At 69.1% G+C, this 25,542-nt stretch carries 28 protein-coding genes; 12 read left to right on the top strand and 16 right to left on the bottom strand.

The window, feature by feature from the left end; translation table 11 throughout:
* Positions 1-48 precede the first annotated feature (48 nt).
* Complete coding sequence (locus BT364_RS28145) at positions 49-1,686, bottom strand: FAD-binding oxidoreductase (RefSeq protein ID WP_072488036.1); 1,638 nt, start codon at positions 1,684-1,686, stop codon at positions 49-51.
* Between the two features lie 96 nt (positions 1,687-1,782).
* Positions 1,783-1,968, bottom strand: coding sequence for a hypothetical protein (locus tag BT364_RS28140; protein WP_072488035.1), 186 nt, complete (start codon positions 1,966-1,968; stop codon positions 1,783-1,785).
* A 133-nt stretch (positions 1,969-2,101) separates the two neighbouring features.
* On the opposite strand from BT364_RS28140, the gene BT364_RS28135 reads away from it, so the two are divergent.
* Together BT364_RS28135 and BT364_RS28130 are read left to right on the top strand one after the other, a co-directional pair.
* Positions 2,102-3,010 (top strand): hypothetical protein, encoded by a 909-nt coding sequence (locus BT364_RS28135; protein ID WP_072488034.1) that lies wholly within the window; start codon positions 2,102-2,104, stop codon positions 3,008-3,010.
* 132 nt (positions 3,011-3,142) lie between these two features.
* The gene (locus BT364_RS28130; protein WP_072488033.1) at positions 3,143-3,337 is read left to right on the top strand and encodes a hypothetical protein; all 195 of its coding nucleotides are present in this window, start codon (positions 3,143-3,145) and stop codon (positions 3,335-3,337) included.
* Between the two features lie 30 nt (positions 3,338-3,367).
* Here the strand turns inward: BT364_RS28130 and BT364_RS28125 are convergent, their stop codons facing one another.
* Entirely contained in the window at positions 3,368-3,718 is a 351-nt protein-coding gene (locus BT364_RS28125; protein ID WP_072488032.1) for a metal-sensitive transcriptional regulator, read from the bottom strand.
* A gap of 200 nt (positions 3,719-3,918) precedes the next feature.
* Between BT364_RS28125 and BT364_RS28120 the strand changes: the two genes are divergently transcribed.
* Together BT364_RS28120 and BT364_RS28115 are read left to right on the top strand one after the other, a co-directional pair.
* Complete coding sequence (locus BT364_RS28120; protein WP_072488031.1) at positions 3,919-4,539, top strand: DUF47 domain-containing protein; 621 nt, start codon at positions 3,919-3,921, stop codon at positions 4,537-4,539.
* Positions 4,540-4,544: 5 nt separating this feature from the next.
* Positions 4,545-5,543, top strand: a complete 999-nt coding sequence (locus tag BT364_RS28115) for an inorganic phosphate transporter (protein ID WP_072488030.1) — start codon at positions 4,545-4,547, stop codon at positions 5,541-5,543.
* Positions 5,544-5,769: 226 nt separating this feature from the next.
* On the opposite strand, the gene pstB is transcribed toward BT364_RS28115, so the two are convergent.
* From pstB to BT364_RS28055, 12 genes are all read right to left on the bottom strand, one after another.
* On the bottom strand, positions 5,770-6,546 hold the full coding sequence (gene pstB / locus BT364_RS28110) for a phosphate ABC transporter ATP-binding protein PstB (protein WP_072488029.1): 777 nt from the start codon (positions 6,544-6,546) through the stop codon (positions 5,770-5,772).
* Positions 6,547-6,574: 28 nt separating this feature from the next.
* On the bottom strand, positions 6,575-7,660 hold the full coding sequence (gene pstA / locus BT364_RS28105; RefSeq protein ID WP_072488028.1) for a phosphate ABC transporter permease PstA: 1,086 nt from the start codon (positions 7,658-7,660) through the stop codon (positions 6,575-6,577).
* Positions 7,657-8,652 carry a phosphate ABC transporter permease subunit PstC gene (gene pstC / locus BT364_RS28100; RefSeq protein ID WP_072488027.1) on the bottom strand — a complete coding sequence of 332 codons (996 nt, stop codon included), beginning with the start codon at positions 8,650-8,652 and terminating at the stop codon, positions 7,657-7,659. Before pstC ends, pstA begins: the two co-directional genes overlap by 4 nt.
* A 156-nt stretch (positions 8,653-8,808) precedes the next feature.
* Entirely contained in the window at positions 8,809-9,945 is a 1,137-nt protein-coding gene (gene pstS / locus BT364_RS28095; protein ID WP_072488026.1) for a phosphate ABC transporter substrate-binding protein PstS, read from the bottom strand.
* 210 nt (positions 9,946-10,155) lie between these two features.
* Positions 10,156-10,605 (bottom strand): NUDIX hydrolase, encoded by a 450-nt coding sequence (locus BT364_RS28090; protein ID WP_256260248.1) that lies wholly within the window; start codon positions 10,603-10,605, stop codon positions 10,156-10,158.
* Positions 10,602-11,600 (bottom strand): CHAD domain-containing protein, encoded by a 999-nt coding sequence (locus BT364_RS28085; protein WP_072488063.1) that lies wholly within the window; start codon positions 11,598-11,600, stop codon positions 10,602-10,604. The genes BT364_RS28090 and BT364_RS28085 overlap by 4 nt, the downstream gene beginning before the upstream one ends.
* Positions 11,587-13,839 (bottom strand): RNA degradosome polyphosphate kinase, encoded by a 2,253-nt coding sequence (locus BT364_RS28080; RefSeq protein WP_072488025.1) that lies wholly within the window; start codon positions 13,837-13,839, stop codon positions 11,587-11,589. Before BT364_RS28080 ends, BT364_RS28085 begins: the two co-directional genes overlap by 14 nt.
* Positions 13,840-14,108: 269 nt before the next feature.
* Positions 14,109-15,116, bottom strand: a complete 1,008-nt coding sequence (locus tag BT364_RS28075) for an ABC transporter permease (protein WP_072488024.1) — start codon at positions 15,114-15,116, stop codon at positions 14,109-14,111.
* The gene (locus tag BT364_RS28070; RefSeq protein WP_072488023.1) at positions 15,113-16,018 is read right to left on the bottom strand and encodes an ABC transporter ATP-binding protein; all 906 of its coding nucleotides are present in this window, start codon (positions 16,016-16,018) and stop codon (positions 15,113-15,115) included. Before BT364_RS28070 ends, BT364_RS28075 begins: the two co-directional genes overlap by 4 nt.
* A complete protein-coding gene (locus BT364_RS28065) occupies positions 16,015-16,425 on the bottom strand; it encodes a GntR family transcriptional regulator (RefSeq protein ID WP_072488022.1) in 411 nt (136 codons plus the stop codon). Before BT364_RS28065 ends, BT364_RS28070 begins: the two co-directional genes overlap by 4 nt.
* Before the next feature lie 102 nt (positions 16,426-16,527).
* Complete coding sequence (gene mshD / locus BT364_RS28060; RefSeq protein ID WP_072488021.1) at positions 16,528-17,451, bottom strand: mycothiol synthase; 924 nt, start codon at positions 17,449-17,451, stop codon at positions 16,528-16,530.
* A 68-nt stretch (positions 17,452-17,519) separates the two neighbouring features.
* Positions 17,520-17,873 carry a PDDEXK nuclease domain-containing protein gene (locus BT364_RS28055; protein ID WP_256260247.1) on the bottom strand — a complete coding sequence of 118 codons (354 nt, stop codon included), beginning with the start codon at positions 17,871-17,873 and terminating at the stop codon, positions 17,520-17,522.
* A gap of 219 nt (positions 17,874-18,092) precedes the next feature.
* On the opposite strand from BT364_RS28055, the gene BT364_RS28050 reads away from it, so the two are divergent.
* The gene (locus tag BT364_RS28050; RefSeq protein ID WP_072488020.1) at positions 18,093-19,931 is read left to right on the top strand and encodes a bifunctional metallophosphatase/5'-nucleotidase; all 1,839 of its coding nucleotides are present in this window, start codon (positions 18,093-18,095) and stop codon (positions 19,929-19,931) included.
* A 67-nt stretch (positions 19,932-19,998) separates the two neighbouring features.
* Here the strand turns inward: BT364_RS28050 and BT364_RS28045 are convergent, their stop codons facing one another.
* Positions 19,999-20,469 carry an ATP-binding protein gene (locus BT364_RS28045; protein ID WP_072488019.1) on the bottom strand — a complete coding sequence of 157 codons (471 nt, stop codon included), beginning with the start codon at positions 20,467-20,469 and terminating at the stop codon, positions 19,999-20,001.
* 245 nt (positions 20,470-20,714) lie between these two features.
* Between BT364_RS28045 and BT364_RS28040 the strand changes: the two genes are divergently transcribed.
* From BT364_RS28040 to BT364_RS28010, 7 genes are all read left to right on the top strand, one after another.
* Complete coding sequence (locus tag BT364_RS28040) at positions 20,715-21,566, top strand: Scr1 family TA system antitoxin-like transcriptional regulator (protein WP_072488018.1); 852 nt, start codon at positions 20,715-20,717, stop codon at positions 21,564-21,566.
* A gap of 13 nt (positions 21,567-21,579) precedes the next feature.
* The gene (locus BT364_RS28035) at positions 21,580-21,774 is read left to right on the top strand and encodes a DUF397 domain-containing protein (protein WP_072488017.1); all 195 of its coding nucleotides are present in this window, start codon (positions 21,580-21,582) and stop codon (positions 21,772-21,774) included.
* 311 nt (positions 21,775-22,085) lie between these two features.
* Positions 22,086-22,442 (top strand): hypothetical protein, encoded by a 357-nt coding sequence (locus tag BT364_RS28030; protein ID WP_072488016.1) that lies wholly within the window; start codon positions 22,086-22,088, stop codon positions 22,440-22,442.
* Positions 22,443-22,481: 39 nt separating this feature from the next.
* Positions 22,482-23,375 carry a phosphatidylinositol-specific phospholipase C gene (locus BT364_RS28025; RefSeq protein WP_072488015.1) on the top strand — a complete coding sequence of 298 codons (894 nt, stop codon included), beginning with the start codon at positions 22,482-22,484 and terminating at the stop codon, positions 23,373-23,375.
* Between the two features lie 195 nt (positions 23,376-23,570).
* Positions 23,571-23,912 carry a hypothetical protein gene (locus BT364_RS28020; RefSeq protein WP_143166562.1) on the top strand — a complete coding sequence of 114 codons (342 nt, stop codon included), beginning with the start codon at positions 23,571-23,573 and terminating at the stop codon, positions 23,910-23,912.
* Positions 23,912-24,658 (top strand): hypothetical protein, encoded by a 747-nt coding sequence (locus BT364_RS28015; RefSeq protein WP_072488013.1) that lies wholly within the window; start codon positions 23,912-23,914, stop codon positions 24,656-24,658. The genes BT364_RS28020 and BT364_RS28015 overlap by 1 nt, the downstream gene beginning before the upstream one ends.
* Before the next feature lie 14 nt (positions 24,659-24,672).
* Complete coding sequence (locus BT364_RS28010) at positions 24,673-25,518, top strand: transporter substrate-binding domain-containing protein (RefSeq protein ID WP_072488012.1); 846 nt, start codon at positions 24,673-24,675, stop codon at positions 25,516-25,518.
* Positions 25,519-25,542: the final 24 nt, after the last annotated feature.

The raw sequence follows: 25,542 nt of genomic DNA, 5'->3' as shown, positions 1-25,542 counted from the left end.
CGACCCGGCCGCGCAGGGCCGGGTTGCCGCGGGGGACGCGACCGTACGTCAGAGCGCCTGCGGGAAGGCGAAGAGGCGCTCCGGGTCGTACTGCTTCTTCAGATCGGTGAGCCGGTCGGCCGCCGAGCCGTAGTAGGCCCGGCGCCAGTCGGTCAGTGCCGAGTCCGTGTAGTTCTGGTACGCCGCTCCGGACGCGTGCCGTCGCATCGCCGCATGAGTGTTTTTCAGCCAGTCCTGCTGGGCGCTGCCCGTCGTACCGGGGTTCCAGGAACCGATGTACTGGGCGAGCACGCGCGAGCCCCGGTGGACGAAGGCGGTCGACTGCGGGGAGACCCGGTTGATCGCCCCGCCGAGCGCGGTGAGCGCGATGGAGCCGCCACCGCCGCTCCGCGTCACCGGAATCCGGGTGAACGCCTCGGTCCGGTCGAGCAGGGCCTGCACACCCGCCGGGGACAGGGAACGGTCGTAGAAGTCGGAGGCGGCGGCGTACGTCTCACGCTGGAGCGTGCCCTGGGCGGTGCGGCCGGGCGTCGTCCCCGGCAGATGGCACTGCGCGTCGGTGATGCCCGAGCAGCCCGCGTACACGAGCATCGACTCCTGGTAGCTGCGGCGGCGCAGCGAGACGGAGGAGGCGGGGGCGCCGATCCGGTCGGCGAGGCGGTCGACGGCGTTCTGCAGGTCCCCGTACGTGCCGAGGCTGAACGCGGCGACCGAGACGGTCGGGTTGCCGCCTCCGGGGCCGGCCGCGAGGTGCGCGGAGGACCAGATCTCGTCGGGCAGGGACGGGCCCCACTTCTGCCAGGCCGTGACGACGGACCGGGCGCGGGACCACGGCCACGACATGTACGCGGTGACGGTCTGCGGGGCCGGGCGGGTGCGGAAGGTCAGCTCGGTGACCACGCCGAAGTTGCCGTTGCCCGCGCCGCGCAGCGCCCAGAAGAGGTCCGGGTGGTGCTTGGCGTCCACGGTGAGGGTCTTGCCGTCGGCCGTGACGAGGGTCGCCGCGGTCAGGCTGTCGCAGGTCAGGCCGTACGCGCGGGAGGCGACGCCGTGGCCGCCGCCGAGGGTGAGGCCGGAGATGCCGACGGTGGGGCAGGAGCCGCCGGGGATCGTCAGGCCGCCGCGGGCGAGGCCCTGGTAGACGTCGATGAGCTTGGCGCCCGCGCCGATCGTGCCGTTCTGCTCGACGCGGGACAGTGACGAGACGTCGAGGACGAGGCGCCCGTTCCCGCTCGACCAGCCCGCGTACGAGTGACCGCCGCTGCGGATGGAGACGGGGGTGCCCGTGCGGCGGGCGAAGGACAGACACTCGCGGATGTCCGCCTCGTGCCGTACGTAGGCGACGGCTGCGGGTTTCAGGCCGTCGAAGCGGGTGTTGTAGAGCTGACGGGCGGTCGGATAGGAGGAGTCCTGAGGCCGTATGACGCTGCCGTCGAGGCTCCTGGCCAGGGCGGACCAGTCGGCCGGCCCGGCGGGGGAGGGCTTCGGCGGGGCCGATGAGGCCGGTGGGGCCGACGAGTCGGGAGAGCTTCCGGTGTTCCCCGTGCTTCCCGTGCTGCCGGTGTTCCCGGCGCCGCCCGAAGCGCTGGATGTGCCGCTGCACGCGGTGGTGGTGACGCCGGTGAGTACAGCCACGGCGCCCGCGGTGAGCAGGGTGCGCCGGGCGGGCAGGGTCGGCAGGTTCATCGGATCTCCGAGTCTTGGCGCTGACGTGCCGGACGGTGGGGGGTGGCGGAGGGCCGGGTGCGGAGGAGGCCGGGGGTGGGGGATCGGCCGGAGAGGTCAGGGGGCCGCGAGGTGCTCCGCGGCGTCCGTACGGGCCCGTTCCCTGGAGCGGCGGGCCGGGCCGGACCAGCCGCAGGCACAGCGTGCGGTGCAGAAGGAGCCGCGCTCCATGGTCGTGGGTTCGTGCCCGGTGGGCGCGGCGGGGGCGGTCGGCGGGACCTCGTCGGTGTGTCGCTCATACACCCGTCCACGGTACTGGGCAGGGCCACTCGGCGGTGTGGCCGATGGGGGCGGCGTGACGGGGGACACGGGGCGTCGTTATGCGGAACGGATGGGCCTCTCGGGCAGGCGTTACGGCGTTGGGGGTTGGCAGGCGATGGTGGTGCGGCAGCACAGGTCCGGAGGCGGGGCGCGCGCTGTCTGCGCCCTCGCCGTGGTGGGCGTGATCGCGGCGACCGCCGGATGTTCGGGCGGCGGTGGCGGCGGTGACCGTGCCGTGGCCGACGACCGGGGCGGGGCCGACGCCCTCGACGCGGTCCACCGCGCGGCCGCGGTGCTCGCGGGGACGGTGAGCGGGACCGGAACGGCGGTGGCCGGGGTCGCCCCCGCCTCCCGGGCCGTCGTCGGAACCGCCCAGGTGCGTACGGCGATGGAGACCGCGGCGGGCGGGACGCGGGTGACCGTCAGGGGCCGGGGCTCGTACGACTTCCGCAGCGGCAGGGGCCGGCTCACGGTCGTGCTGCCCAAGGACGCCGCCGGTGAGGACGAGCACCGCCCCATCACCGAACTGCTGGCCCCGGGCGCGCTCTACATGATGAACCGCGGCGCCGGAGTGCCCGCGGACAAATGGGTCAGGGTCGACACGACGGTCCTGGAGGACGGCAATCTCGTCACCGGCGGGGTGACCGATCCGATGGCCGCCGCCGAACTGCTGTGCGGGGCGCGGCAGGTGACGTACGTGGAGAAGACGGTGCTCGCCGGGGTCCCCGTGCGGCACTACCGGGGGGCGGCGGACATCGGGCTGGCCGCGCGCGAGGCCACGCCCGGATCGCGCGGGGCGCTGGCCGCGGCAGCGAAAGGGTTCCGCACGGACACGGTGCCGTTCGACGCGTACCTCGACGAGCAGGGGCGGCTGCGCAAGGTGCGCCACCGGTTCAGCTTCACCAACGAGGGGCCGGAGGTGGAAGTGGTGTCGACCACACTGCTGTACGGGTTCGGGGTGCCGGTCTCCGTGCGCCTGCCGGACGACCGCGACATCTATACGGGGCAGATCCGACAGCGATAGCCGAGGGGCGGACGGGTGAGGGCTCAGGCATAGGCATGCCGGCGGCGGCGAAATGGTCCGTCCGTGCCATGCGCGGCGTGTGCTCCGCTCCCTACGCTAGGAAGCCGGTGACGGCAGTGAGAGGTGAGTGACGTGGTGACGCTCGGCGCGCGGACCGTATCCGACCATGTGGCCCTCGCCGAGATCGAGCTCTGCGGTGAGCTGATGATCGCCGCGTCGGCCGCGATCGGGGAACGGCTCAGCGCGGACCGTATCGACGAGGTGCTCAACGTCCGGGTGATCACCGAGCGCACCACCGTCCCCCGGCAGGGAGAGCACCGGGGGTGAGCGTGGCCCCGCGGCCCGGGTCCCCCGCCATCAGGTGCGGAGCAGCCGGGCGATCGCCTTCGTGGCTTCCTCGACCTTGGCGTCGATCTCCTCGCCGCCCTTGACCGCCGCGTCCGCGACGCAGTGCCGCAGGTGCTCCTCCAGCAGCTGGAGGGCGAACGACTGGAGCGCCTTCGTGGACGCCGAGACCTGGGTCAGTATGTCGATGCAGTAGACGTCCTCGTCGACCATGCGCTGGAGGCCGCGGATCTGGCCCTCGATCCGGCGCAGCCGCTTGAGGTGTTCGGCCTTCTGATGGTGATAACCGTGTATGCCCCGGTCGTGATCGGTGACGGCGGATTCCGTCTCCGCGGGGGTCCCGGCGGTCTCGGTGGTGGTCATTACTGCCTCCCGTTTTCCCTTTACCCTGGCGTTTATATACCCCTGGTGGGTATATCCTAACGAATTCAGCTGAAACGTGACCGGGGGTCCGTGCTGATCACTGTGCCCGATGCGCGACACTGAAGAACGCCGGTTAGCCGTGGCCGGATGATGCGCCTAGCATCAGCCTGACCGAATCCAAAGCACCCCGAGGACCCCACGTGCGCTTTCGTCTGACCCCCAGGGAGACGAGCTTCTACGACATGTTCTCCGCGTCCGCGGACAACATCGTCACGGGCTCGAAACTCCTGATGGAACTGCTCGGGGCGGACTCTGCCTCCCGAGTCGAGATCGCGGAGCGCATGCGGGCAGCGGAGCACGCGGGGGACGATGCCACCCACGCGATCTTCCACCAGCTGAACTCCTCTTTCATTACGCCGTTCGACCGCGAGGACATTTACAACCTCGCGTCGTCGCTCGACGACATCATGGACTTCATGGAGGAGGCCGTCGACCTGGTCGTGCTGTATCAGGTCGAGGAGCTTCCCAACGGCATTGCCCAGCAGATCGAGGTGCTGGCCCGTGCGGCCGAGCTGACCGCCGAGGCGATGCCGGGTCTGCGGACGATGGACAACCTCACCGAGTACTGGATCGAGGTCAACCGCCTGGAGAACCAGGCCGACCAGATCCACCGCAAACTGCTCGCTCATCTTTTCAACGGCAAGTACGACGCCATCGAGGTGCTGAAGCTCAAGCAGATCGTGGACGTGCTGGAAGAGGCGGCCGACGCGTTCGAGCACGTCGCCAACACGGTGGAGACCATCGCGGTCAAGGAGTCCTGAACCACGTGGACACCTTTGCGCTGATCGTGACCATCGGTGTCGCGCTCGGCTTCACGTATACGAACGGCTTCCACGACTCGGCGAACGCCATCGCCACCTCCGTCTCCACCCGGGCACTCACCCCCCGCGCGGCGCTGGCGATGGCCGCGGTGATGAACCTCGCCGGTGCGTTCCTGGGCAGCGGGGTCGCCAAGACCGTCAGCGAGGGCCTGATCGCGACGCCCGAGGGCAACAAGGGGATGGGAATCCTCTTCGCCGCGCTCGTCGGCGCGATCATCTGGAACCTCGTCACCTGGTACTTCGGGCTGCCGTCCTCCTCCTCTCACGCCCTGTTCGGCGGCATGGTCGGCGCGGCGCTGGCCGGCGGGACGCTGGTGCACTGGGACGGGGTGCTCGACAAGGTCGTCATCCCGATGTTCGTCTCGCCGGTCATCGGCCTGGTCGTCGGCTATCTGGTGATGGTCGCGATCATGTGGATGTTCCGGAAGGCCAACCCGCACAAGGCCAAGCGCGGCTTCCGGATCGCACAGACGGTCTCGGCCGCGGGCATGGCGCTCGGCCACGGTCTGCAGGACGCGCAGAAGACCATGGGCATCGTGGTGATGGCGCTGGTCATCGCCGACGTCGAGAGCCCGAGCGACCCGATCCCGGTCTGGGTGAAGCTGGTCTGCGCGCTGATGCTCTCGCTCGGTACGTACGCGGGTGGCTGGCGCATCATGCGGACGCTCGGCCGGAAGATCATCGAGCTGGACCCGCCGCAGGGGTTCGCGGCGGAGACGACCGGTGCGTCGATCATGTTCGGCTCGGCGTTCCTGTTCCACGCGCCGATCTCCACGACGCACGTCATCACCTCGGCGATCATGGGTGTGGGCGCCACGAAGCGGGTGAACGCCGTGCGCTGGGGCGTCGCCAAGAACATCATCCTGGGCTGGTTCATCACGATGCCGGCCGCGGCGCTGGTCGCCGCCGCGAGCTACGGGGTCGTGGTCCTGCTCTTCGGCTGACGGCCCGGCGCGGTCACGGCGGTACGGAAACGGGGCCGCCCCCACTCCCTTCGCGGGGAGCGGGGGCGGCCCCTTCGCCTTGCGGTGGCACCGCCATGCAGCACCTCAAGGCCGTCTGGGGACGAGGCCGGTTCACCGGAGGGGTGAGGCGGTTCCCCGGTGGAAACCCCACCACCGGGCGCAACCACCCACGCCCCCGGCCCACGTCGGCCCCGTTGCCGGGTGACTATCCGAAGCGTCCCGAGATGTAGTCCTCGGTGGCCTGGACGGACGGGTTGGAGAAGATGCGTTCCGTCTCGTCGATCTCGATGAGCTTGCCGGGCTTGCCGACCGCCGCGAGGTTGAAGAACGCCGTGCGGTCCGAGACCCGGGCCGCCTGCTGCATGTTGTGCGTCACGATGACGATCGTGAAGCGCTCCTTCAGCTCGCCGATCAGGTCCTCGATGGCGAGGGTGGAGATCGGGTCCAGGGCGGAGCAGGGCTCGTCCATCAGCAGCACCTCCGGCTCGACCGCGATCGCACGGGCGATGCACAGACGCTGCTGCTGACCGCCGGAGAGACCGGAGCCGGGCTTGTTCAGCCGGTCCTTGACCTCGTTCCAGAGGTTGGCGCCGCGCAGCGACTTCTCGACGATGTCGGAAAGCTCGCTCTTCTTGTACGAGCCGTTCAGCCTCAGGCCCGCGGCGACGTTGTCGAAGATCGACATGGTCGGGAACGGGTTCGGGCGCTGGAAGACCATGCCGACCGTGCGGCGCACGGTGACCGGGTCGACGTTCGCCCCGTACAGGTTCTCGTCGTCCAGCAGCACCTTGCCCTCGACGCGGCCGCCGGGGGTGACCTCGTGCATGCGGTTCAGGGTGCGCAGGAAGGTGGACTTGCCGCAGCCGGACGGGCCGATGAAGGCGGTCACGGAGCGGGGCTCCACGGTCATCGAGATGTCCTCGATGGCGAGGTGGGAGCCGTAGTAGGCGGACAGGCCGCTGACGTCGATGCGCTTGGCCATCTGAATCACTGCTTCTTTCGTGCCGCGGTCAGCGGCCGGTCTTCGGGGCCTTCCAGCGGGCGATGCCGCGGGCCACCAGGTTGAGGATCATGACGAAGGCGATCAGGACCAGCGCGGCGGCCCAGGCACGGTCGTACGACTGGTCGGTACCGACCTTGTACTGCTCCCAGATGTAGAAGGGGAGCGAGGACTGTGCGCCCTGGAACGGGTTGGTGTTGATCAGCTGGCTGCCGAAGACCAGCAGCATGATCGGCGCGGTCTCACCGGCGATGCGGGCGATCGCGAGCATCACACCGGTGGTGATGCCGCCGATCGCGGTCGGGAGGACCACCTTCAGGATGGTGCGCCACTTCGGGACGCCGAGGGCGAGCGATGCCTCGCGGAGCTCGTTCGGGACGAGCTTGAGCATTTCCTCGGTGGAGCGGACCACGACCGGCATCATCAGGATCGTGAGCGCCAGCGCGCCCATCAGACCGGACGGCTGGGTCTTCGTCATCAGCATGATCGACAGGATGAAGAGACCCGCGACGATGGACGGGATGCCCGTCATGACGTCGACGAAGAAGGTCACGGCCTTGGCCAGGGCGCCCTTGCCGTACTCCACCAGGTAGACGGCGGTCAGCATGCCGATCGGGGCGGCGATCAGGGTGGCGATGCCGACCTGCTCCAGCGTTCCGATCAGTGCGTGGTAGACACCGCCGGTCGGCTCGGAGCCGAGCACGCCGGCCATCGAGTGGGTCAGGAAGTAGCCGTCCAGGCGCTCCGCGCCGCGGCTGATCGTCGTCCACAGCAGCGAGGCGAGCGGCACGACGGCCAGCAGGAAGCAGACCCAGACGATGCTGGTGGCGAGCCGGTCCTTGGCCTGGCGCCGGTTCTCGACGACCGAGGTCGTGATGTACGAGATGACGACGAAGAGGAGGGCGGAGACCAGTCCCCACTGGGTGCGGCTCTGCCAGCCCGCCGCCATGCCGGTGCCCACGCCCAGCGCGATCGCGACGGCCGCGAAGGCGAAGGGGGCCCAGCGGGGCAGTGCCCGGGTGCTCAGGCTCGTCGAGCGCTTGGGCGCCGTCGGGACGGGGCGTTCCTGTATGCCGGTGTTGGCTGCCTGGCTCATGCGTTGGCCCCCGAGTATTCCTTGCGGCGGGCGATGATCAGCCGGGCCGCGCCGTTGACCAGCAGGGTGAGGACGAAGAGCACGAGGCCCGAGGCGATCAGGGCGTCCCGCCCGAACTCGTTGGCCTCGTCGAACTTCGCGGCGATGTTCTGGGCGAAGGTGCCGCCGCCCGGGTTGAGCAGATGCCCGGAGATGATGAAGCTCGGCGACAGGACCGTGGCGACGGCCATCGTCTCGCCGAGCGCGCGGCCCAGGCCCAGCATCGAGGCGGAGATCACGCCGGAGCGGCCGAAGGGGAGCACCGAGAGGCGGATGACCTCCCAGCGGGTGGCGCCCAGCGCGAGGGCGGCTTCCTCGTTCATCCTCGGGACCTGGAGGAAGACCTCGCGGCTGACGCTGGTCACGATCGGCAGGATCATGATCGCGAGCAGGATGCCGACGGTGAAGAGCGAGCGGGCGACGCCGACCTCGGTCTTCTCGAAGAGGTACGTCCAGCCGAAGAACTGGTCGAGCCAGAGGTTCGGGCCCTCCAGGTACGGGACGAGTACGAGGGCGCCCCAGATGCCGTACACGATGCTCGGCACTGCGGCGAGCAGATCGACGACGTACGCGAGGGGTGCGGCCAGCTTGCGCGGCGCGTAGTGCGAGATGAACAGGGCGATGCCGACGGCGACCGGGACGGCGATGGCCATCGCGATGACCGAGCTGACGATCGTGCCGAAGAGGAGGACCGCGATGCCGAAGACCGGCGGGTCGCCGGCCGGGTTCCAGTCGAAGGTGGTGAAGAAGTTGCCTTCGTTCCTGGAGACGGCGAGCGAGGCGCGGTAGGTCAGGAACACGGCGATCGAGGCCATGAGCACGAGCAGCAGAATGCCCGAGCCCTTGGAGAGGCCCAGGAAGACCTTGTCGCCCGCGCGGCCGGATTTGGTCCCGGCGCGCTTGAGCGCCACCGGCGGGGCCGGCGGCTTGTCTATCGGTGTGGTGGAAGCCATGGTCTTTCCGGTCTGTGTGGGGGAGCGGTCTGGCTCCCCTGGCGGCGGTGCACCGGATGGGTGGTGGCGGACCGGTCCGGAGGGGTGCACCGGACCGGTCCGCCGGATGTTGCTGGTGTTGCTGAAGGTGTTACTGGTGGGGCTTGCCCGTCCCGGTTACGAGAGGGAGGCGATGGCCTCGCGGACCTTGGCGTTGATCTCGGTCGGGATCGGCGCGTAGCCGGCCTCGGTGAGGAGCTTCTGGCCCTCGTCACTGGCGGTGTAGTTCAGGAAGGACTTGACCGTGGGAAGGGTCTCGGCCTTGTTGCCCTTGTCGCAGACGATCTCGTACGTCACCAGGACGATCGGGTAGGCACCCTCGGCCTTGGTCGTGTAGTCGAGGTCCAGCGCCAGGTCCTTGCCGGTGCCCTTGATCTTGGCGGCGGCGATGGCCTTGGAGGCGTTCTCCGGGGTGGCCTTGACCGGGGCGGCACCGCCGGTGTTGATGTCGACGGTGGAGATCGACTGCGAGGTGGCGTAGCTCAGCTCGAAGTAGCCGATCGAGCCGTCGACCTGCTTCACCTGGGCGGCGACGCCGGAGGAGCCGGACGCGGCCTGGCCACCGGGGGCCGGCCACTTCTTCTCGGCCTCGTACTTCCAGTCGCTCGGGGCGGCCGCGCCGAGGTACTTGCCGAGGTTCTGCGTGGTGCCGGAGTCCTCGGAGCGGTGGAAGGCCTGGATGGCCTTGTCCGGGAGCTTCGCGCCGCTGTTGAGCTTGGCGATCGCCGGGTCGTTCCACTTCTTGATCTTGCCGTCGAAGATCTTGGCGAGCGTGGGGGCGTCCAGCGTGAGGCTGTCGACACCCTCCAGGTGGAAGCCGATGGCGATCGGGCCGCCGACCATCGGGAGGTTGATGCCCTGGCCGCCCTTGCAGATCTTCTTCGAGTCGGCGACCTCTTCGGGCTTCAGCGCCGAGTCGGAACCGGCGAAGCCGACCGTGCCCTGGTTGAAGGCGACGATGCCCTCGCCGGAGGAGGACGACTTGTAGTTGATCTCGACGCCGGAGCAGCCGGCCATGTAGTTCTTGGCCCAGAGGTCCATGGCGTTCTTCTGCGCGCTGGAGCCGGAGGCGGGCAGCTGGCCCTTGGCGTCGTCACACTTGATGTTCGACGCGGCGCTCGTCTTGCCGCCGTTGCCGCCGGTCGTGCCGCCGCTGTTGTCGTCCGAACCGCACGCCGTGAGGACCAGGGCGCCGGAAACGGCGAGGGCACCGAGCGCGGTGGCACGAAGCAGGTTCTTGCGCTGAAGCTTCACTTTCGGGTGTTCCTTCCAGGAGCCGCCGAGGTCTTTTCGTTCTACGACGGCGTGCGATGTGGTGGGTGCTCCGGCGTGGCGCCGTGCCCCGTGCACTGCCGAAGTTAGGCAGAACAGGTGAAGCGGCCTACGGGGGAGAGTGAACGGAAGGTGAACCGTGTCGGACGGTGCGGTTCTGGCCCTCGATCAGGCGCTGGGCCGGGCGCCGGGTCAGGCGCCCGGCAGTGTCGCGAGCAGGGCGTCCAGCAGGTCCCGGTCGCGGGGCTGGGTGAGGCGGGTCCGGGCCGCCGCCGGGGAGAGCCAGCTCACCCGGTCGACCTCGGTGCCGGGCACGAAGGAGCCGTCGGTCGCCTCGGCCGCCCAGTAGGCGACCTCCTTGGGCCGGCCGTTCGCGAGATAACGGACCGTGGGGAGCCGGACGCCGGGGGCGCAAAGGTGGCCGGTCTCCTCCAGGACCTCGCGCCGGGCGGCGTCCAGCGCCGGCTCGCCGCGCTTCAGCTTGCCCTTGGGGTGCGACCAGTCGTCGTAGCGGGGCCGGTGGACCAGGCAGATCTCCAGCTCGCCGGAGCGCTCCGAGCGGCGCCACAGCACGCATCCCGCGGCGAGCACCGGCCCGTTCACGGCACGCTTTCCGCCGCGGGCGCCCACCGCCCCGCTCATGGCGCGGTCACGGCCGCGGCGGTGTACGGCCAGCTCGCCCGGAACACGCCGCGGGCCGCCTCCACCTCATGGCGCTGGTCGGCGTGGAGCACCCCCAGGGCGTACGCGGTCGCGGGTGCGATGCGGGGGGTGCGGGCCGCCGATGCCGCCGCCGCGGCCGCCTCCGAGGCGTCCCGATGCAGATCGAGCGCGTGGCCCGGCTCGGCCAGGACCGGATCGGGGGCGCCCCGCACGACCTCGTGGGCGTACCGGTGCAGTCGCAGCAGCAGCCGGGTCCGGTGCCAGGGCGCGTCCTGCGCCTCGTTGTACGGCTCGACCGCCCGGTCGGAGGGGAGCGCCGCCACAGCGGTGAGCAGTTGCTGTTCGGCCCGGTCGGCGGGCCCGTGCAGCATCTCCTCGGCCGGGGCCGCGGCCGCCGGGGCGAGCGGGACCTCCGAGGCGAGCAGCGCCACGGCGTCGGCCACCGCGTGGAAGCGGGAGGAGCCGAGCGCCTGGAGCGCGGCGGAGTGGGCGCGCGTCCGGGCGAGGGTCAGCTGTCGTTCGAGGAGTGCTCCGGCGCGGGCCGCGCCGACGCCGAGGGCGGCGCGCTCCTTGTCGGCGGCGCTGTCGGCGCCGGCCCCGTTGCGGGCGGTGGGCAGCGAGGTGCCGGGCAGGGCGTGCAGCGCTTCGAGAAGCCGGCCCAGCCGGGTCGCGTAGGCGTGTTCCCTGGCCAGGGTGCCCGAGAGCCAGGCAAGTTCGGTACGGAGCTGCTCGGCCCAGGTGGCGTCCAGGGCCGCCCGGAAGGTGTGCAGCGTGCCGCCGATCCGGCGCGAGGAGCGGCGCAGCGCGCCGGCGGCCTCCTCGGCTCCGTGGGTCCCGGCGTCCGTGGGGGCGCTGTTCTCGCGGTGCAGGCGCAGGCTGCGGAGGAATTCGGCGGCCTGTTCCTGAAGGTAGGGCGCGAGCACCGCGCCTGCCGTAAGGTCCGCCTGCGTCGTCTGGTGGTCATGGCGTCGCACGCCGGCGCCTCCGGGCGTCAATGAGCATTTCCTGTACGTGCCGCAGCGGCTGGCCGTCCGCGTCCGTGGCGTGCCGGGTCCAGTTCCCGTCGGGACCCAGGTGCCAGGAGGAGGTGGTGTCGGCCATGCCGGTCTCCAGGAGACGGCTGAGCGCGGCGCGGTGGGCGGGATCGGTGACCCGGACCAGTGCTTCGATCCGGCGGTCGAGGTTGCGGTGCATCATGTCGGCGCTGCCGAACCACACCTCGGGTTCGCCGCCGTTGCCGAAGGCGAAGACCCGGGAGTGTTCGAGGAAGCGGCCCAGTATCGAGCGGACCCGGACGTTCTCGGAGAGGCCGGCGACACCGGGACGGATCGCGCAGATGCCGCGTACCCAGATGTCCACCGGCACGCCGGACATCGCGGCCCGGTAGCAGGCGTCGATGACCGCCTCGTCGACCATCGAGTTGACCTTGATGCGGACGTAGGAGGTCCGCCCGGCCCGCTGGTGCGTGATCTCCTTGTTGATCCGGGCGATCAGCCCGTCCCGCAGGGATCTCGGGGCCACCAGGAGACGGCGGTAGGTCTCGCGGCGGGAGTAGCCGGAGAGCCGGTTGAAGAGGTCGGAGAGGTCCGCGCCGACCTGCGGGTCCGCGGTCAGCAGGCCGAGGTCCTCGTAGAGCCTGGCGGTCTTGGGGTGGTAGTTGCCGGTGCCCACGTGGGCGTACCGGCGCAGGGTGTCGCCCTCCTGGCGGACGACGAGCGAGAGCTTGCAGTGGGTCTTGAGGCCGACGAGCCCGTAGACGACATGGCAGCCCGACTCCTCCAGCTTGCGCGCCCACTTGATGTTGGCCTGCTCGTCGAAGCGGGCCTTGATCTCGACGAGTACGAGGACCTGCTTGCCGGATTCGGCAGCGTCGATGAGGGCTTCCACGATCGGGGATTCGCCCGAAGTCCGGTACAGGGTCTGCTTGATGGCCAGGACGTCGGGGTCGGCGGCGGCCTGCTCCAGGAAGGCCTGTACGGAGGTGGAGAACGAGTCGTACGGGTGGTGCAGGAGCACGTCGCGTTCGCGCAGCGCGGCGAAGATGTCGGGCGCGGAGGCGGATTCGACCTCGGCGAGATCGCGGTGGGTGCCGGCGATGAACTTGGGGAACTTCAGCTCGGGCCGGTCCAGCGAGGCTATGCCGAAGAGCCCGGTCAGATCGAGCGGTCCGGGCAGTGGGTAGACCTCGGCGTCGGACACCTTCAGCTCGCGCACCAGCAGGTCCAGCACGTACGGGTCGATGGACTCCTCGACCTCCAGGCGGACCGGCGGGCCGAAGCGGCGCCGCATGAGCTCCTTCTCCAGGGCCTTGAGGAGGTTCTCGGCGTCGTCCTCCTCGACCTCCAGGTCCTCGTTCCTGGTGACCCGGAACATGTGGTGGGCGAGGACCTCCATGCCCGGGAAGAGCTCTTCGAGATGGGCGGCGATGACGTCCTCTATGGGCACGTACCGCTGCGGCGACGCCTCCAGGAAGCGGGTCAGCAGCGGCGGCACCTTGACCCGGGCGAAGTGGCGGTGGCCGCTGACCGGGTTGCGTACGACGACGGCGAGGTTGAGCGAGAGCCCCGAGATGTACGGGAAGGGGTGCGCCGGGTCGACGGCGAGGGGGGTCAGCACGGGGAAGACCCGCTGCCGGAAGAAGGTGAACAGCCGGGCCTGTTCCTTCTCGGTCAGCTCGGGCCAGCGGATCAGCTGGATGCCCTCGTCCGAGAGCGCGGGGGCCACGTCCTGCTGGTAGCAGGCGGCGTGCCGGGCCATGAGTTCGCGCGAGCGGGTCCAGATCAGGTCCAGGACCTCGCGGGGCTGGAGTCCGGAGGCGGAACGGGTGGCGACGCCGGTGGCGATACGGCGCTTCAGACCGGCCACCCGGACCATGAAGAACTCGTCCAGGTTCGAGGCGAAGATGGCGAGGAAATTAGCCCGTTCGAGTAGGGGGGTCGCGGGGTCCTCGGCCAGTTCGAGCACCCGTTCGTTGAACGCGAGCCAACTGCGCTCGCGGTCCAGGAAGCGGCCCTGGGGCAGTTCGTCGCCGTCGACATCGGGCTCGTACGCGTCGACGTCGGCGTCGATATCGGGGTCCAGGTCGGCTGCGGTCGACAGCGCGCCGTTGGACGCGGCGGTGGCGACGGCGTGCGGCCGGTGCGCGGCGAGTGAGCCGACCGACGGCTGCACGGTGGACTGGACCGGTACCTCGGAGCTGGGCTGCTGGCTCATGGCCCTATTGTTCCGCGCGGACGGCTCCGGGGGCACGCCGGAGGGCACGGAGATCACGGGGAACGCACGGTTGACGTCGTTCGTGCGGTCTCCGCCGGGATTTCTCCCGTTGCGGGGGGTCGGCACAGCTGGCTGCATTTTGAGAGCGTCGCAAGCGCTTCTGAATGGCTGGTAACGGCGACATGACGTGCAGGAAGCGGTGTGCCGTGCGCGGATTGGTCATATGAACCGATTCCGGGCCCCGGGGAGGGGCCCGGAACGTACGGACGTCAGCCGTGGCGGCGGCGCAGCACCCGGAAGGCGAGGGCGACGGCGAGGGCGGCCAGGACGAGCAGGATGCCGGTCTCGACGAGCTGGAGGGGCCAGAAGTGCGAGGCGGGGTGGTAGTCGGCGAAGTCGGTGATGCCGCCCAGCTTGCGCATGCAGGCGGCGGGATCCTCCGGGACTGTGCCGGCCCCGACACAGTCCGTCCAGTAGCTGATCTCCTTGCCCGAGGCGGTGAGCATGCCCGACTCGATGTGCCAGGCGTCACCGCTCGGACGGTTGCCGTCGAGGAAACGGACGGTCGGCCAGAGTTCATATCGGCGTTTGCCGATGCCCAGCGTGACCACGGCCAGGACGAGGGCGGTGGCGCCCATGGCCGGGACGGTACGGCGTACGACCACGGCGGACAGGGCGCCGACAGCCACGGCCAGCAGGGCATAGCCGATGGCGACTGGGCCGAGCGCCGGGTTGACACCGCTCTGGTACCAGCCCAATTCGTACACGGCGGAGGTGCTTCGCATGCCCGACCAGCCCCACCGGTAGACAAGGACCAGAACGGTCACCCCGGCGGTCACCAGAGCCGCGGGAAGGGCGAGCCGGGCCGCCAGCCACTGGGCGGGGGTGACCGACTGGGTCCAGGCGAGCCGGAACGTGCCGCTCTCCAGCTCACGGGCGATCAGTGGTCCCGCGACGAAGACTCCGATGAGCCCGGCGAGCAGCAGGACGACGGTCCCACCGCCGGACAGGTAGGCCTCGGTGGCGCTGCGGGCCTGGGTGGGCAGGTAGCTGCCGTCACCGCAGGCGGTGGTGTCGCCGTCGGGGCACAGTTCGGCCGAGGCCGCGGCCGAGACCCAGATCCGGAGCCCGACCACGATTCCGATGCCCAGCACCAGGAGCGCGCCCGCCGTCCACAGGGAACGGCGGTGCTGACGGAGGAGTACGCGGACGGGGCCACGCAGACCGGTGCCGGGACCGGTGGGCACGGCGGGCGCGCGCAGATCGAGGGCGCTCATACCGCCACCACCTCCCGGCCGGCCTCGACGGCCGCCGCGCTCGGCGTCAGCAGCGCCGGGGCCTCCGGCGACCGCAGATGGGCCAGCAGCAGTTCTTCCAGCGAAGGCTCGGCGGCCTCCCAGACGGTGGTGTCCACGGGGCCCTGCCTCCGTACGAGTGCGGTCTGCAGACGTCCCGCGGTGCGGGACTCGACGACGGTGTGCGGCGCGGTGTCCCGTACCGGACCGGTGAGCAGGGTGTGCGCGGCGACGATGTCCTCCGTCTCGCCGCCGAGGCGGACCCGGCCGCCGTCGACGAGCAGGAGGTAGTCGCAGGCGCCCTCCAGCTCGGTGAGGATGTGCGAGGACATCACGATGGTGGTGGAGTGCTCGGCGGCCTCCGCCATCAGGGCGCCCATCAGCTGGTGGCGGGCCAGCGGGTCGAGGTCGGCCATCGGCTCGTCCAGCAGAAGCAGTTCGGGCCGCTTGCCCAGTGCCAGGGCCAGGGCGAGCCGGGTCCGCTGGCCGCCGGAGAGGTCACGGACCGCGGCGTCGCGCGGGAGCTCCCCGGCGATGCGTTCGGCGGTGTCCTGGTCCCAGGTCTCCGGGTTCAGCTCGGCTCCCGCCCAGAGCGTCGCGGCAACCGTCAACTGCGGGTACAGCGGCTTGTCCTGGGCCACGAAGGCCACCCGGGCTCGTGCCTCCCCGGGAGCCTCGCCCAGCACCCGTACCGCCCCCTCCGAGGGCCTCAGGAAGCCGGCCGCGAGGGCGAGCAGGGTGGACTTGCCCGCGCCGTTGGGCCCGACGAGGGCGCACACCCGCCCGGCGGGCAGCCGGAAGGAGCAGTCGCGCAGCGCCCAGCCCCTGCCTCTGCTCCGGTACTTCATGCCGAGGCCGGTGGCCTCGATCGCAGCGCCTGTCATCCGGCCTGATCCCCCTCGAAAGTCCTGTCCAGTACGGCGGTGAAGAGCGCGCTCACGTCGTCCTTCTCCAGCCCGGCCGCGCGTGCCCGGCGGGTCCAGTCGGCGAGTTCGGCGCGCAGCGGTGCGTCGTCGGCGGCCGCCGCGCCGCCGAGGGTCCGGGTGACGAAGGTGCCGAGCCCGCGCCGGGCCTCGACGAGGCCCTCGCGCTCCAGCTCCCGGTAGGCCTTGAGCACGGTGTTCGGGTTGATGGCGGTGGCTTCGACGACCTCGCGCGCGGTCGGCAGCCGGTCGCCGGGTCCCAGCAGGCCGAGGCGGAGAGCCTGCTTGGTCTGCTGGACGATCTGGAGGTACGTGGCGACGCCGCTGCGCCGGTCGATGCGGTACTCGACCGCTGCGGACTCTGCCATGTTCACCCCTTTCACTAATTGAGTAGTGAAAGAGTGGCGTAAGGAAGGGGCGACGTCAAGCGACGCCGCCCCCGGGGGGTTGACCCTCCGCCGGCCCCTGGCTCAGGACTCCGTGCGGTACATCAGGTCCACCTCGTGCGTCGCGAAGCCCATCCGCTCGTAGACGGCCAGCGCCGCCTTGTTGTCCGCGTCCACGTAGAGCATCGCGGTCGGCAGCCCCTCGGCGGCCAGATGGCGCAGCCCGATCGCGGTGAGCGCCTTGCCGAGCCCGCCGCCCTGCGCGTCGGGCAGGATGCCGACGACGTACACCTCGCCGAGCTGCTCCTCCGCATGCACCTTCGTCCAGTGGAAGCCGATCAGCTCGCCGTCGCGCTCGGCCAGGAAGAACCCCTTCGGGTCGAACCACGGCTCCGCCTTGCGGTCGTCCAGGTCGCGCTGGGTCAGCGAACCCTGCTCCGGGTGGTGCGCGAAGGCGGCGCTGTTCACCGCGAGCCAGGCGGCGTCGTCCTCACCGGGCACGAAGGTGCGGACGGTGACGCCCGGCGGCAGCACCGTCTCGCCGATGTCCAGCGGGGTCAACGGGCGGCGCAGCTGGCGCAGTTCACGGAAGAGCGAGAGGCCGAGGACCTGGGCGAGATGCCGTGCCGCGGACTTCCCGCCGTGCGCCCACACCCGCAGCCGCTTCCCGGTCACGGCGAGCAGCGCCGCGCCCAGCGCCCGTCCGTGGCCCTGCCCGCGGTACGCCGGATGCACGACCAGCTCGGCGGCCGGGGCCTCGACGGGGTCGGTGTCCTCCAGCTGCGCGTACCCGACCAGGGCCGGCCCGCTGGTCAGCAGCAGATGCCGCACCCCCTCGCGCCGCCCGCCCCGCAGCTGCAGCCGCCCCTGCTCGGACACGGCCTGCCGGCCGTCGGACCGGGCCGCCTCGGCGAGCAGCCCGGATACGGCTTCCGCCTGCTCGGGGGAGAGCACGTCGAGCGTCCGGATCTCACGTCCGGGTGCGGGGAGAGGTACGTCAGTCGTCATGTCTACGAGCCTACGGGGGCGGGGTGGGTGCCGGGGTGGTGCGCGGGTGCTTCGGGGTGCTTCGGGACTCAGGCCGTGGTCTGCGGCGTGTTCAGTACTCCGTCGGCGATGCGGGAGAGATCTTCGGCGCTGGGCAGCAGCTCGCGGACGCGGTCGGGCAGACCGGCGTAGGTGCTGACGGCCAGCGGCCGGCTGTAGCCGCGCAACGCGTACTCGACCGTCGACCGGTCGCGGCTCTCGGCGATGAGAATGCCGATGGGGGGCCCGTCGAACTCCTTGTCCCGCACCAGATCGTCGACCACCGACACATGTGCGCCCCGCACGATCGACTTCAGGTCGTCGATCATCTCGCGGAAGCCCGGCGGCAGTTCGGACGCCCGCTGGGCAGGTACGACGGCCTTGGATTCCGCTTCGTTGTCCATGGCGTACAGGCTTGCGCCGTACATGCGTGCCGGGACGTTTCTGCCCGTATATGTGAGCCATACGAGTGATGTGCGGCCATTTGTGGCCATACCGACCGCATGGCAACCGGTTCGTAACTCCCGACACCTGTCGCGCTACGCGCGTTGACCCTAGGCTGCGCACGAAGTCTCCAGACTCGTCATCACTTTCGAACTCCCGCTGAACTCACAAGGGGACCGATGTCAGCGACACCGCAGAAGAACCGCGCGCCCCGGCGGGTGCTCGCCGCCGCGGCCGGGCTCGCCACCGTCGGCGCGCTCGTCGCCGCGATGCCGGCCGGCGCCCAGGACCGCCACGGCCACGGGCACGGCCACCACAAGCCGGGCCGTACCGTCGACGTACAGCTGCTGTCCTTCAACGACCTGCACGGGAACCTGGAGCCGCCGGCCGGCTCGGCGGGCAAGGTCATCGAGACGCAGCCCGACGGCTCGGCCAAGGAGATTCCGGCCGGTGGCGTCGAGTACCTCGCGACCTCGCTGCGTACCGCGCGCAAGGGCCACCCGTACTCGATCACCGCGGCCGGCGGTGACATGGTGGGCGCGAGCCCGCTGCTGTCCGGCCTCTTCCACGACGAGCCGACCATCGAGGCGCTCAACAAGCTCGACCTCGACGTGACCAGCGTCGGCAACCACGAGTTCGACGAGGGTGCCACCGAGCTGGCCCGCCTCCAGAACGGCGGCTGCCACCCGGTCGAGGGGTGCTACGAGAAGGACAAGAAGTTCGAGGGCGCCGACTTCCCCTACCTCGCCGCCAACGTGACGAACGAGAAGTCCGGCAAGCCGATCCTCAAGCCGTACACGGTCTGGAAGAAGAACGGCGTCAAGATCGGCTTCATCGGGGTGACCCTGGAGGGCACGCCGAACATCGTCACGGCCAACGGCGTCAAGGGCCTCAAGTTCCACGACGAGATCGAGACGATCAACAAGTACGCCAAGAAGCTGAACCGCCAGGGCGTCAAGTCCATCGTCGCGCTGATCCACGAGGGCGGGGCCCCGGCCTCCACCTCGTACAACTACGACTGCGACTCCTCCGGCGCCGGTGACGGCATCTCCGGGCCGATCACCGACATCGCCAAGGGCATCACGCCCAAGGTCGACGCGCTGGTCACGGGCCACACCCACCAGGCGTACGTGTGCACGATCCCGGACCCGGCGGGCAACCCGCGCATGGTCACCTCGGCGTCCTCCTTCGGCAAGCTCTACACCGACACGACGCTCACCTACGACCGCCGCACCAAGGACATCGTCCGTACGTCGGTGAAGTCGGCCGGTGCCAAGAACCCGAAGTCGGCGAACCACATCGTCAGCCGGGACCAGCCCAAGGCCGATGACATGACGGCCCTGATCGCCCGCTGGAACACCCTCGCGGCGCCCATCGCGAACAAGCCGCAGGGCTACATCAGCGCCGACATCAACGGCCGCGGCTCCACGGCCATCGAGAAGCCGCTCGGTGACCTGATCGCCGACGCCCAGCTGGAGGGTCTGGCCCCGGCGGACAAGGGTGGGGCGGTCGTTGCCTTCATGAACCCGGGCGGGATCCGCTCGGACCTGGTGCACAAGGCGAGCGGAGCCGAGGGCGACGGGGTGGTGACGTACGGGGAGGCGTTCACCGTGCAGCCCTTCACCAACATGATGAACGTCGTCGACCTGACCGGCGCCCAGCTGGTGGAGGCGCTCCAGCAGCAGGTCAGCGGCTCCAACGAGGCCAGCCCGAAGATCCTCCAGGTGTCCAAGGGCCTCACCTACACCCTGGACATGACGAAGACGGGCGCGGCCCGCGTGGTCACCGACACGATCAAGCTGAACGGCGAGGCGATCGACCCGGCCAAGAGCTACCGCGTCGCGATGAACGAGTTCCTGGCAGGCGGCGGCGACGGCTTCGCGGCGCTCGGCCAGGGCACGAACAAGCTGGTCGGCCCGTCCGACCTGGACGTTTTCAACGCCTACCTGGCGGCCCACTCCACGGCCGAGGCACCGCTGGCCCCGCCGGCGGCGGACCGGATCACGGTCGTTCAGTAACTCCCGTACGCGGGTGAGCGGGGCGGTGGGCCGGCGGGCCCACCGCCCTTCTGCGTGCCCGGGCGGTTCAGGGCGCCGACCCGGCTCGGGCGAGCGTGAACCAGACCGCCTTCCGGTACGGGAAGCAGCCGCCCAGCACGGTCATCCCCCAGGCGAGCGCCAGCTGCTCCACGATCAACAGCCCCCGCCCGCCCTCCCGTTCGCGCGCCTCTTCGCGTACTTCGCGGAAGGCCGGTGGTTCGGGAAGGGCCCAGTGGTCGTCGTCCGCGACGGAGATCGTGACCTGTTTGCGCTGCACGGTCACGCCGACCCGGATCAGGGACGTGCGCGTGTGCCGGTGGGCGTTGGTGACCAACTCCGTGACACACAGGCGCGCGTCGTCGACAAGACCGCGGTGTCTGCTGACGGTGAGCAGCGATGCGATGAAGTCGCGCGAGAGTTTCGCGGCGCTGGACGTGTTCGGCAGGGCGAGCCGGTAGTTCTCGCCGCCCTGCGGGTCTGGTGGCGAGGAGTATGCGGTGGCGTGGACGTGGGTCATGTCGTTCTCCCAACGCGGTGTGGTGCGAACGGGCGCGTCGCTCGCCGTCCGTGGCGATGGCCGTACGCGGACGTGGGTCAACACGCGGGCGTACGGCTGCACTTCGGGTTTACCGGCGTGCGGCGCGGTGTGTGAGAACGGTAGCGTGGGCGTATCAAGTGTTGTGGGCAAACCCATAATTTTTGCTAGAAGTGGACCCCTTCGAGGGATGCGGCCAGACTGGGTTTCGACAAGAGGAGAGGTTGATGCCACCGAGGAAGCCCCCTACCGCGCGGCAGTGCCGACTGGGTGCGGAGCTGCGCAAGATGCGTGAGCACGCCGGTCTGACGCCAACCGAGGCCGCAGCCCTGCTGGGCACGGACCGGACCACGATCAGCAACACCGAATCGGGGCGGTTCGGAGTGAGCGGTGCGCGGGTGCGCACGTGGGCCGGGCACTACGCGTGCTCCGACGAGGCCTATGTCGACGCACTCGCGGACATGGCCGAGGAGCGGATAAAGGGGTGGTGGGAGGACTACCGCGGCGAGCTTTCCGGGAGCGCGCTCGACCTGGCGGAGCTGGAGCATCACGCGGCGGGTTTCCGGTCGGTTCAGATCATGCATATGCCCGGCTTGCTTCAGACCGAGGACTACGTGCGTGCCGTCTACTCGGAATCTCTGCCGGCGCCGAGCCCGGCGAGTCTCCGGCGCAGGATCTCGCACCGATTGAGGCGGAGGGATGTTCTCGACCGGTCGGACCCGCCCGCCTGCACGTTCCTGGTCCACGAAGCGGCCCTGCGAATGCAGTTCGGCGGGCGCAGGGTGGCGCGTGGGCAGCTTGAGCACCTTCTGAAGGAGTCGGAACGCGACAATGTCACCGTGCGGGTGATCCCGTTCGCGGTGGGTGGCTTCCCGAACGCCGGTAGTTCGACCCACTATGTCTACGGTCCGGTTCCGCAGCTCGACACCGTGCAGACGGATGCCCTACTGGGTTCTGGGTTCGTCGACGCCGAGGCGCGGCTCCAGGTCTTTCGGGCGGTGCTCGACCGGACGGAAGGGCGATCGCTCGATCCGCAGAGTTCGAGAGACTTCATCAAGGAAGTCGCAGAGCAAGTGTGAAGGCGTGAGAATCATGGAAATTCAGTGGCGAAAGTCGTCCAAGTCGGCCGACGCCGACGGTGACAACTGCCTGGAACTCGCCGAATGCGGTGGCGAGATCCTCATGCGCGAGAGTGACAATCCGGACGTGATCATCCGTACGAGCCGTGCAAAGCTTCGCGCCTTCCTCGCTGGCGCGAAGGAAGGCGAGTTCGACGATCTGGCCTGAGCTGTCACGCTCTCGCTTCGGGCGGCTCCCACCGGCGCAGGTGGGAGTCGCCCGCTGCCGTCACATCTCATCTGTGGCGGATATTCATCTCACTCGTTAGATATCAAACACTTGATACGGGCTCACGCAAAGCGCTAGCTTCGGGGTGCGTCCCGGTTGGACCGGTCTTCGGTGGCCGGTGTCCGGGGTGCCCAACTCCGTTCAGCGCTGCGCCAGTTGAGCGGGGTCTCGAAGGGTCGCCCCGCGCCTGCCGCTCGTCACGCCGGCCGCAGGCGCGGGACGGTCCCGATGCAGCGTCAGGAGGCATCCCCGTGCGCGAGCAACAACCCGCACCGACCGCAACGCGCGTGTTCTGGTGCGAGCGGGTCACCTACCGCATGATGGAGGCGGACGAGATCGCCGAGGTGTCCCGGCACATGGCTCTCGACCCCGCCGAGGCCATCCGCTTCATCCGGCTGAACGTGCGGGCGCTGGCCGCCGCTCTGCCGCCCATGGAGCGCCATCGGGCGCTGAGTTGGGTCGACGGCGGCGGATGCGTCGGCGCTGTCGGCGCGCTCCATCGCGGCGAACCCTGCGGCTTCTCGCTGAGTCACCGGGGCGCCTGGATCGAGTGGACCGTTCGCCCGGGTTCCTGTAGTGACGTGCACCCGTCATACTCTGACGGCTGACTTCCCGGACCCCCCACGGCAGACGGAGGCACTTCCCGCATGAGCCCGTACACCGCCACCCGCCGGAACTTCCTGGCCGGCGCCCTCGCCGCCACCGCCACCGTGCTCATCGGTACGGGCCCCGCAGGCGCCGCCGACCGCCAGGCCCTCACCACCCAGGACTGGATGGGAGCCGTCCCCGGCGCCACCGCGCTGCAACGCCTCACGATCCCCGGCTCGCACGACTCCGGCGCCCGCTACGGCGGACCCTGGACCGAGTGCCAGAACACCACCATCGGCGAGCAGTTGAACAGCGGCATCCGCTTCCTCGACGTACGGTGCCGGATCACCGGTGACTCGTTCGCCATCCACCACGGCGCCTCGTACCAGAACCTGATGTTCGGCGACGTGCTCGGCGCCTGCTGGGACTTCCTGGCGGCCCACCCCACCGAGACCGTGCTGATGCGGGTCAAGCAGGAGTACTCGGAGGAGAGCGACGCGGCGTTCCGGGCGGTCTTCGACGACTACCTCGACAACAGGGGCTGGCGCCCTCTGTTCCGCATCGACCCGGTGCTGCCCTCGCTGGGTGAGGCGCGCGGCAAGGTCGTGCTGCTGGCCGACAACGGCGGGCTGCCCGGGGTCCGCTACGCCGACCCGGAACTCTTCGACATCCAGGACGACTACATGGCGGAGCCGTTCGCCAAGTACCCCAAGATCGAGGCCCAGTTCCGCAAGGCCGCCCAGCAGCCCGGGAAGCTGTACATGAACTACGTCAGCACGGCCGCCCTGATGCCACCGCGCTGGAACGCGGACCGGCTCAACCCGCAGGTGCAGTCGTTTCTGGACGGCTCGGAGGCATCCGGCTGGACGGGCCTCGGCATCGTCCCGCTGGACTTCCCCGCCACCCGCTCGGGACTGGTGGAGTCGCTGATCAGGCGCAACCTCGGGGTCTGACAAGGCCCGACGGGGCTGTATGCCGCCGAGAGCCCATGTGTAGTGCGCCGACGGCCGGCAGAGCCGCGTATGGGCCCTGCAGCGCGATGCGATTTCGGCTGAAAACTGCTCGCGGTTCGGACTGCTTTCCCGTACCAGCCCCGGACAATGGGCCTAGCGTGGGATGCAACAAATCTATACATCACGGGAGTTGAAGTGAGTGAGGACCTCGGAGCGATTGCAGTTACGACGGGCGTAAATGCTCTTGTCGGTCTCATCGGCAGCGTGCCCTGGCCGGAGATGGTCAGCCGTGTCAGGGGAGTGCTGAGCCGTCGTGGAGGTGAGGTCGAACCCGGACTGGCGCAGGCTCTGGAGGATCAGGGCGACGACGAGCGTGAGCAACGGCTGGCGACCGCCCTGACGAGACTTTCATCGGAAGAGCTGGATGCCGTCCTGGGTGAGTTGAAATCCCTGAGCCATCAGACGACGGTCACGGTCAGCGGCGGAAAGAGTGCAGTCAACAGTGGCTCCGGAGACCAGAACGTCACGTTCAACTGATGAATGGTGAAAGAGGGGCCGACCTGCCCCCGCATCGGACGCAGGTTGAGGCGAAGGGTGGCAGCAACGCCTTCAACACCGGTTCGGGCAGCCAGTATGTGAAGTTCGGTGGTGTCTGGGCTCAGGCTGTGGTGCTGATCGCCGGCGTCGCTGGAGCCTCGGTCGGAATTGTTATGGCTCCCGAGGCGTCCAAAGCCCAGTACGTCTTCTACTGCGTATTGCTGATCCTTTGCGCGATCACATCTGTGGTCTGCCTCTGGTTCGCCTGCGACGGAGCGAGGAAACGGCTCGTCGCATTCGTCGGACTGGTCGCCGCTGCTGTGGGGAGCGCGGCACTCGCGGCCGGTTCATACAAATTGCTGGCCGACCACGGTGACCTGGACGCGCACATCGTCGTCCAGAGTGACGGGCCAATGGGGAGCCTGGATGAGGCCGAGATGACCGTGGACGCGGCCTCTTCTCGTTCGCATCTCCGGATAAAGGTTTTTATCGAGGACCAGCTTTTCGGCGATATGTGTGACGTTGAGTCGACTGTCTCGGTGATGCCTGTTGTGGACGGCAAGCCCCTGAAGGATGAGGCGGTCAAACTGGAAAATGAAAACGTGGGCGACATCAACCTGCATGGTGCTCGCGAACATGTCAAATTGCGGGCCGTGGTCGATACGTCGAAATCCGGTGAGAACTGCCGGTTGAACCTCCGATTCGACTCTGCCGTCCTACACGACCATGAATGGTGGCTTCTGTGAGGAGAAGGAGAAGGATGGGATTGTCCCGGATTGCCCTGGCAGGTTGCGGTCTGTTTTTTCTCGCAGCGACCTCCGGGTGCGGGTCGGACGAGTGGCCCGCAACCGAGGAGGTTCATATCGGAGTAAAGGTCGACCAGCCCGGGACTGGTTACAGGAACGGTACGTATGGTGCGTACACCGGATTCGACATCAGGATCGCCTACATGGCCGCTGGTGCGCTGGGCAAAGAACCCAAGTTCTTTGCCGTGCCATCCGACGAACGGCAGACGGCTGTCGGCAGGGATAATCTCGTCGTGGCGACTTTCTCGATCATCGACGACCGCTTGATCGGTAAGTCGGCCGTCGACTTCGTGGGACCGTATGCCATGACCCATTCGGGCATCCTGGTGCGCAAGGCAGACCGTCCAGGCATCCGTGATGTGTCCGACCTGAAGGACAAAAGAGTGTGCACCTGGCCCGGAACGACTTCCGGTGTCACGGCATCCCGTGCAATTCCAAAATATCTGACGGCCGAAGGGAGTGATGCCGGGGACTGTGTGCGGAAGCTGACCAAGAAACAAGGCGTGGACGCCGTTTTCACAGACACGTTGTTGCTTCAGGGATTCGCGCAGGAGGACAAGAGTCTGGAAGTCGTGAAGCCGAAATCCGGAACTTTCCAGTACTACGGCATCGCGCTGCCCAAGGGGCATCGTGACGGGTGCGAGAAGATCAAAGAGGAACTCAAGCGGTACATGAATTCGGGCAAATGGGATATCGATTTCGCCTCGATTTTCCACTCGATCAATAAAAAGGGCGATTACAAACCCACAACCGAGCAGGTCGATAAGTATTCTTGCCAGGACAAAGTGGGCCGTGGGTGAGGGGCGCACTCTTCCCTTCGCACC

It is taken from the genome of Streptomyces atratus, from assembly GCF_900119365.1.
GTDB classification, from domain to species: Bacteria; Actinomycetota; Actinomycetes; order Streptomycetales; family Streptomycetaceae; genus Streptomyces; species Streptomyces atratus_B.
The sequence above is the reverse complement of the archived record's forward strand: the minus strand, read 5'-3'. Positions and strand labels throughout refer to the sequence as shown.

Excerpts from the sequence above, each read along its gene's own strand:
- mshD (WP_072488021.1), bottom strand. The coding sequence starts at position 17,451 with ATGACGACTGACGTACCTCTCCCCGCACCCGGACGTGAGATCCGGACG.
- BT364_RS28055 (WP_256260247.1), bottom strand. The coding sequence starts at position 17,873 with ATGGACAACGAAGCGGAATCCAAGGCCGTCGTACCTGCCCAGCGGGCG.
- BT364_RS28080 (WP_072488025.1), bottom strand. The coding sequence starts at position 13,839 with ATGAGCCAGCAGCCCAGCTCCGAGGTACCGGTCCAGTCCACCGTGCAG.
- BT364_RS28075 (WP_072488024.1), bottom strand. The coding sequence starts at position 15,116 with ATGAGCGCCCTCGATCTGCGCGCGCCCGCCGTGCCCACCGGTCCCGGC.
- pstB (WP_072488029.1), bottom strand. The coding sequence starts at position 6,546 with ATGGCCAAGCGCATCGACGTCAGCGGCCTGTCCGCCTACTACGGCTCC.
- BT364_RS28035 (WP_072488017.1), top strand. The coding sequence starts at position 21,580 with ATGGAAATTCAGTGGCGAAAGTCGTCCAAGTCGGCCGACGCCGACGGT.
- BT364_RS28145 (WP_072488036.1), bottom strand. The coding sequence starts at position 1,686 with ATGAACCTGCCGACCCTGCCCGCCCGGCGCACCCTGCTCACCGCGGGC.
- pstC (WP_072488027.1), bottom strand. The coding sequence starts at position 8,652 with ATGGCTTCCACCACACCGATAGACAAGCCGCCGGCCCCGCCGGTGGCG.
- BT364_RS28025 (WP_072488015.1), top strand. The coding sequence starts at position 22,482 with ATGAGCCCGTACACCGCCACCCGCCGGAACTTCCTGGCCGGCGCCCTC.
- BT364_RS28050 (WP_072488020.1), top strand. The coding sequence starts at position 18,093 with ATGTCAGCGACACCGCAGAAGAACCGCGCGCCCCGGCGGGTGCTCGCC.
- BT364_RS28040 (WP_072488018.1), top strand. The coding sequence starts at position 20,715 with ATGCCACCGAGGAAGCCCCCTACCGCGCGGCAGTGCCGACTGGGTGCG.
- BT364_RS28135 (WP_072488034.1), top strand. The coding sequence starts at position 2,102 with ATGGTGGTGCGGCAGCACAGGTCCGGAGGCGGGGCGCGCGCTGTCTGC.
- BT364_RS28090 (WP_256260248.1), bottom strand. The coding sequence starts at position 10,605 with ATGAGCGGGGCGGTGGGCGCCCGCGGCGGAAAGCGTGCCGTGAACGGG.
- BT364_RS28065 (WP_072488022.1), bottom strand. The coding sequence starts at position 16,425 with ATGGCAGAGTCCGCAGCGGTCGAGTACCGCATCGACCGGCGCAGCGGC.
- BT364_RS28125 (WP_072488032.1), bottom strand. The coding sequence starts at position 3,718 with ATGACCACCACCGAGACCGCCGGGACCCCCGCGGAGACGGAATCCGCC.
- pstA (WP_072488028.1), bottom strand. The coding sequence starts at position 7,660 with ATGAGCCAGGCAGCCAACACCGGCATACAGGAACGCCCCGTCCCGACG.
- BT364_RS28010 (WP_072488012.1), top strand. The coding sequence starts at position 24,673 with ATGGGATTGTCCCGGATTGCCCTGGCAGGTTGCGGTCTGTTTTTTCTC.
- BT364_RS28070 (WP_072488023.1), bottom strand. The coding sequence starts at position 16,018 with ATGACAGGCGCTGCGATCGAGGCCACCGGCCTCGGCATGAAGTACCGG.
- BT364_RS28045 (WP_072488019.1), bottom strand. The coding sequence starts at position 20,469 with ATGACCCACGTCCACGCCACCGCATACTCCTCGCCACCAGACCCGCAG.
- BT364_RS28015 (WP_072488013.1), top strand. The coding sequence starts at position 23,912 with ATGAATGGTGAAAGAGGGGCCGACCTGCCCCCGCATCGGACGCAGGTT.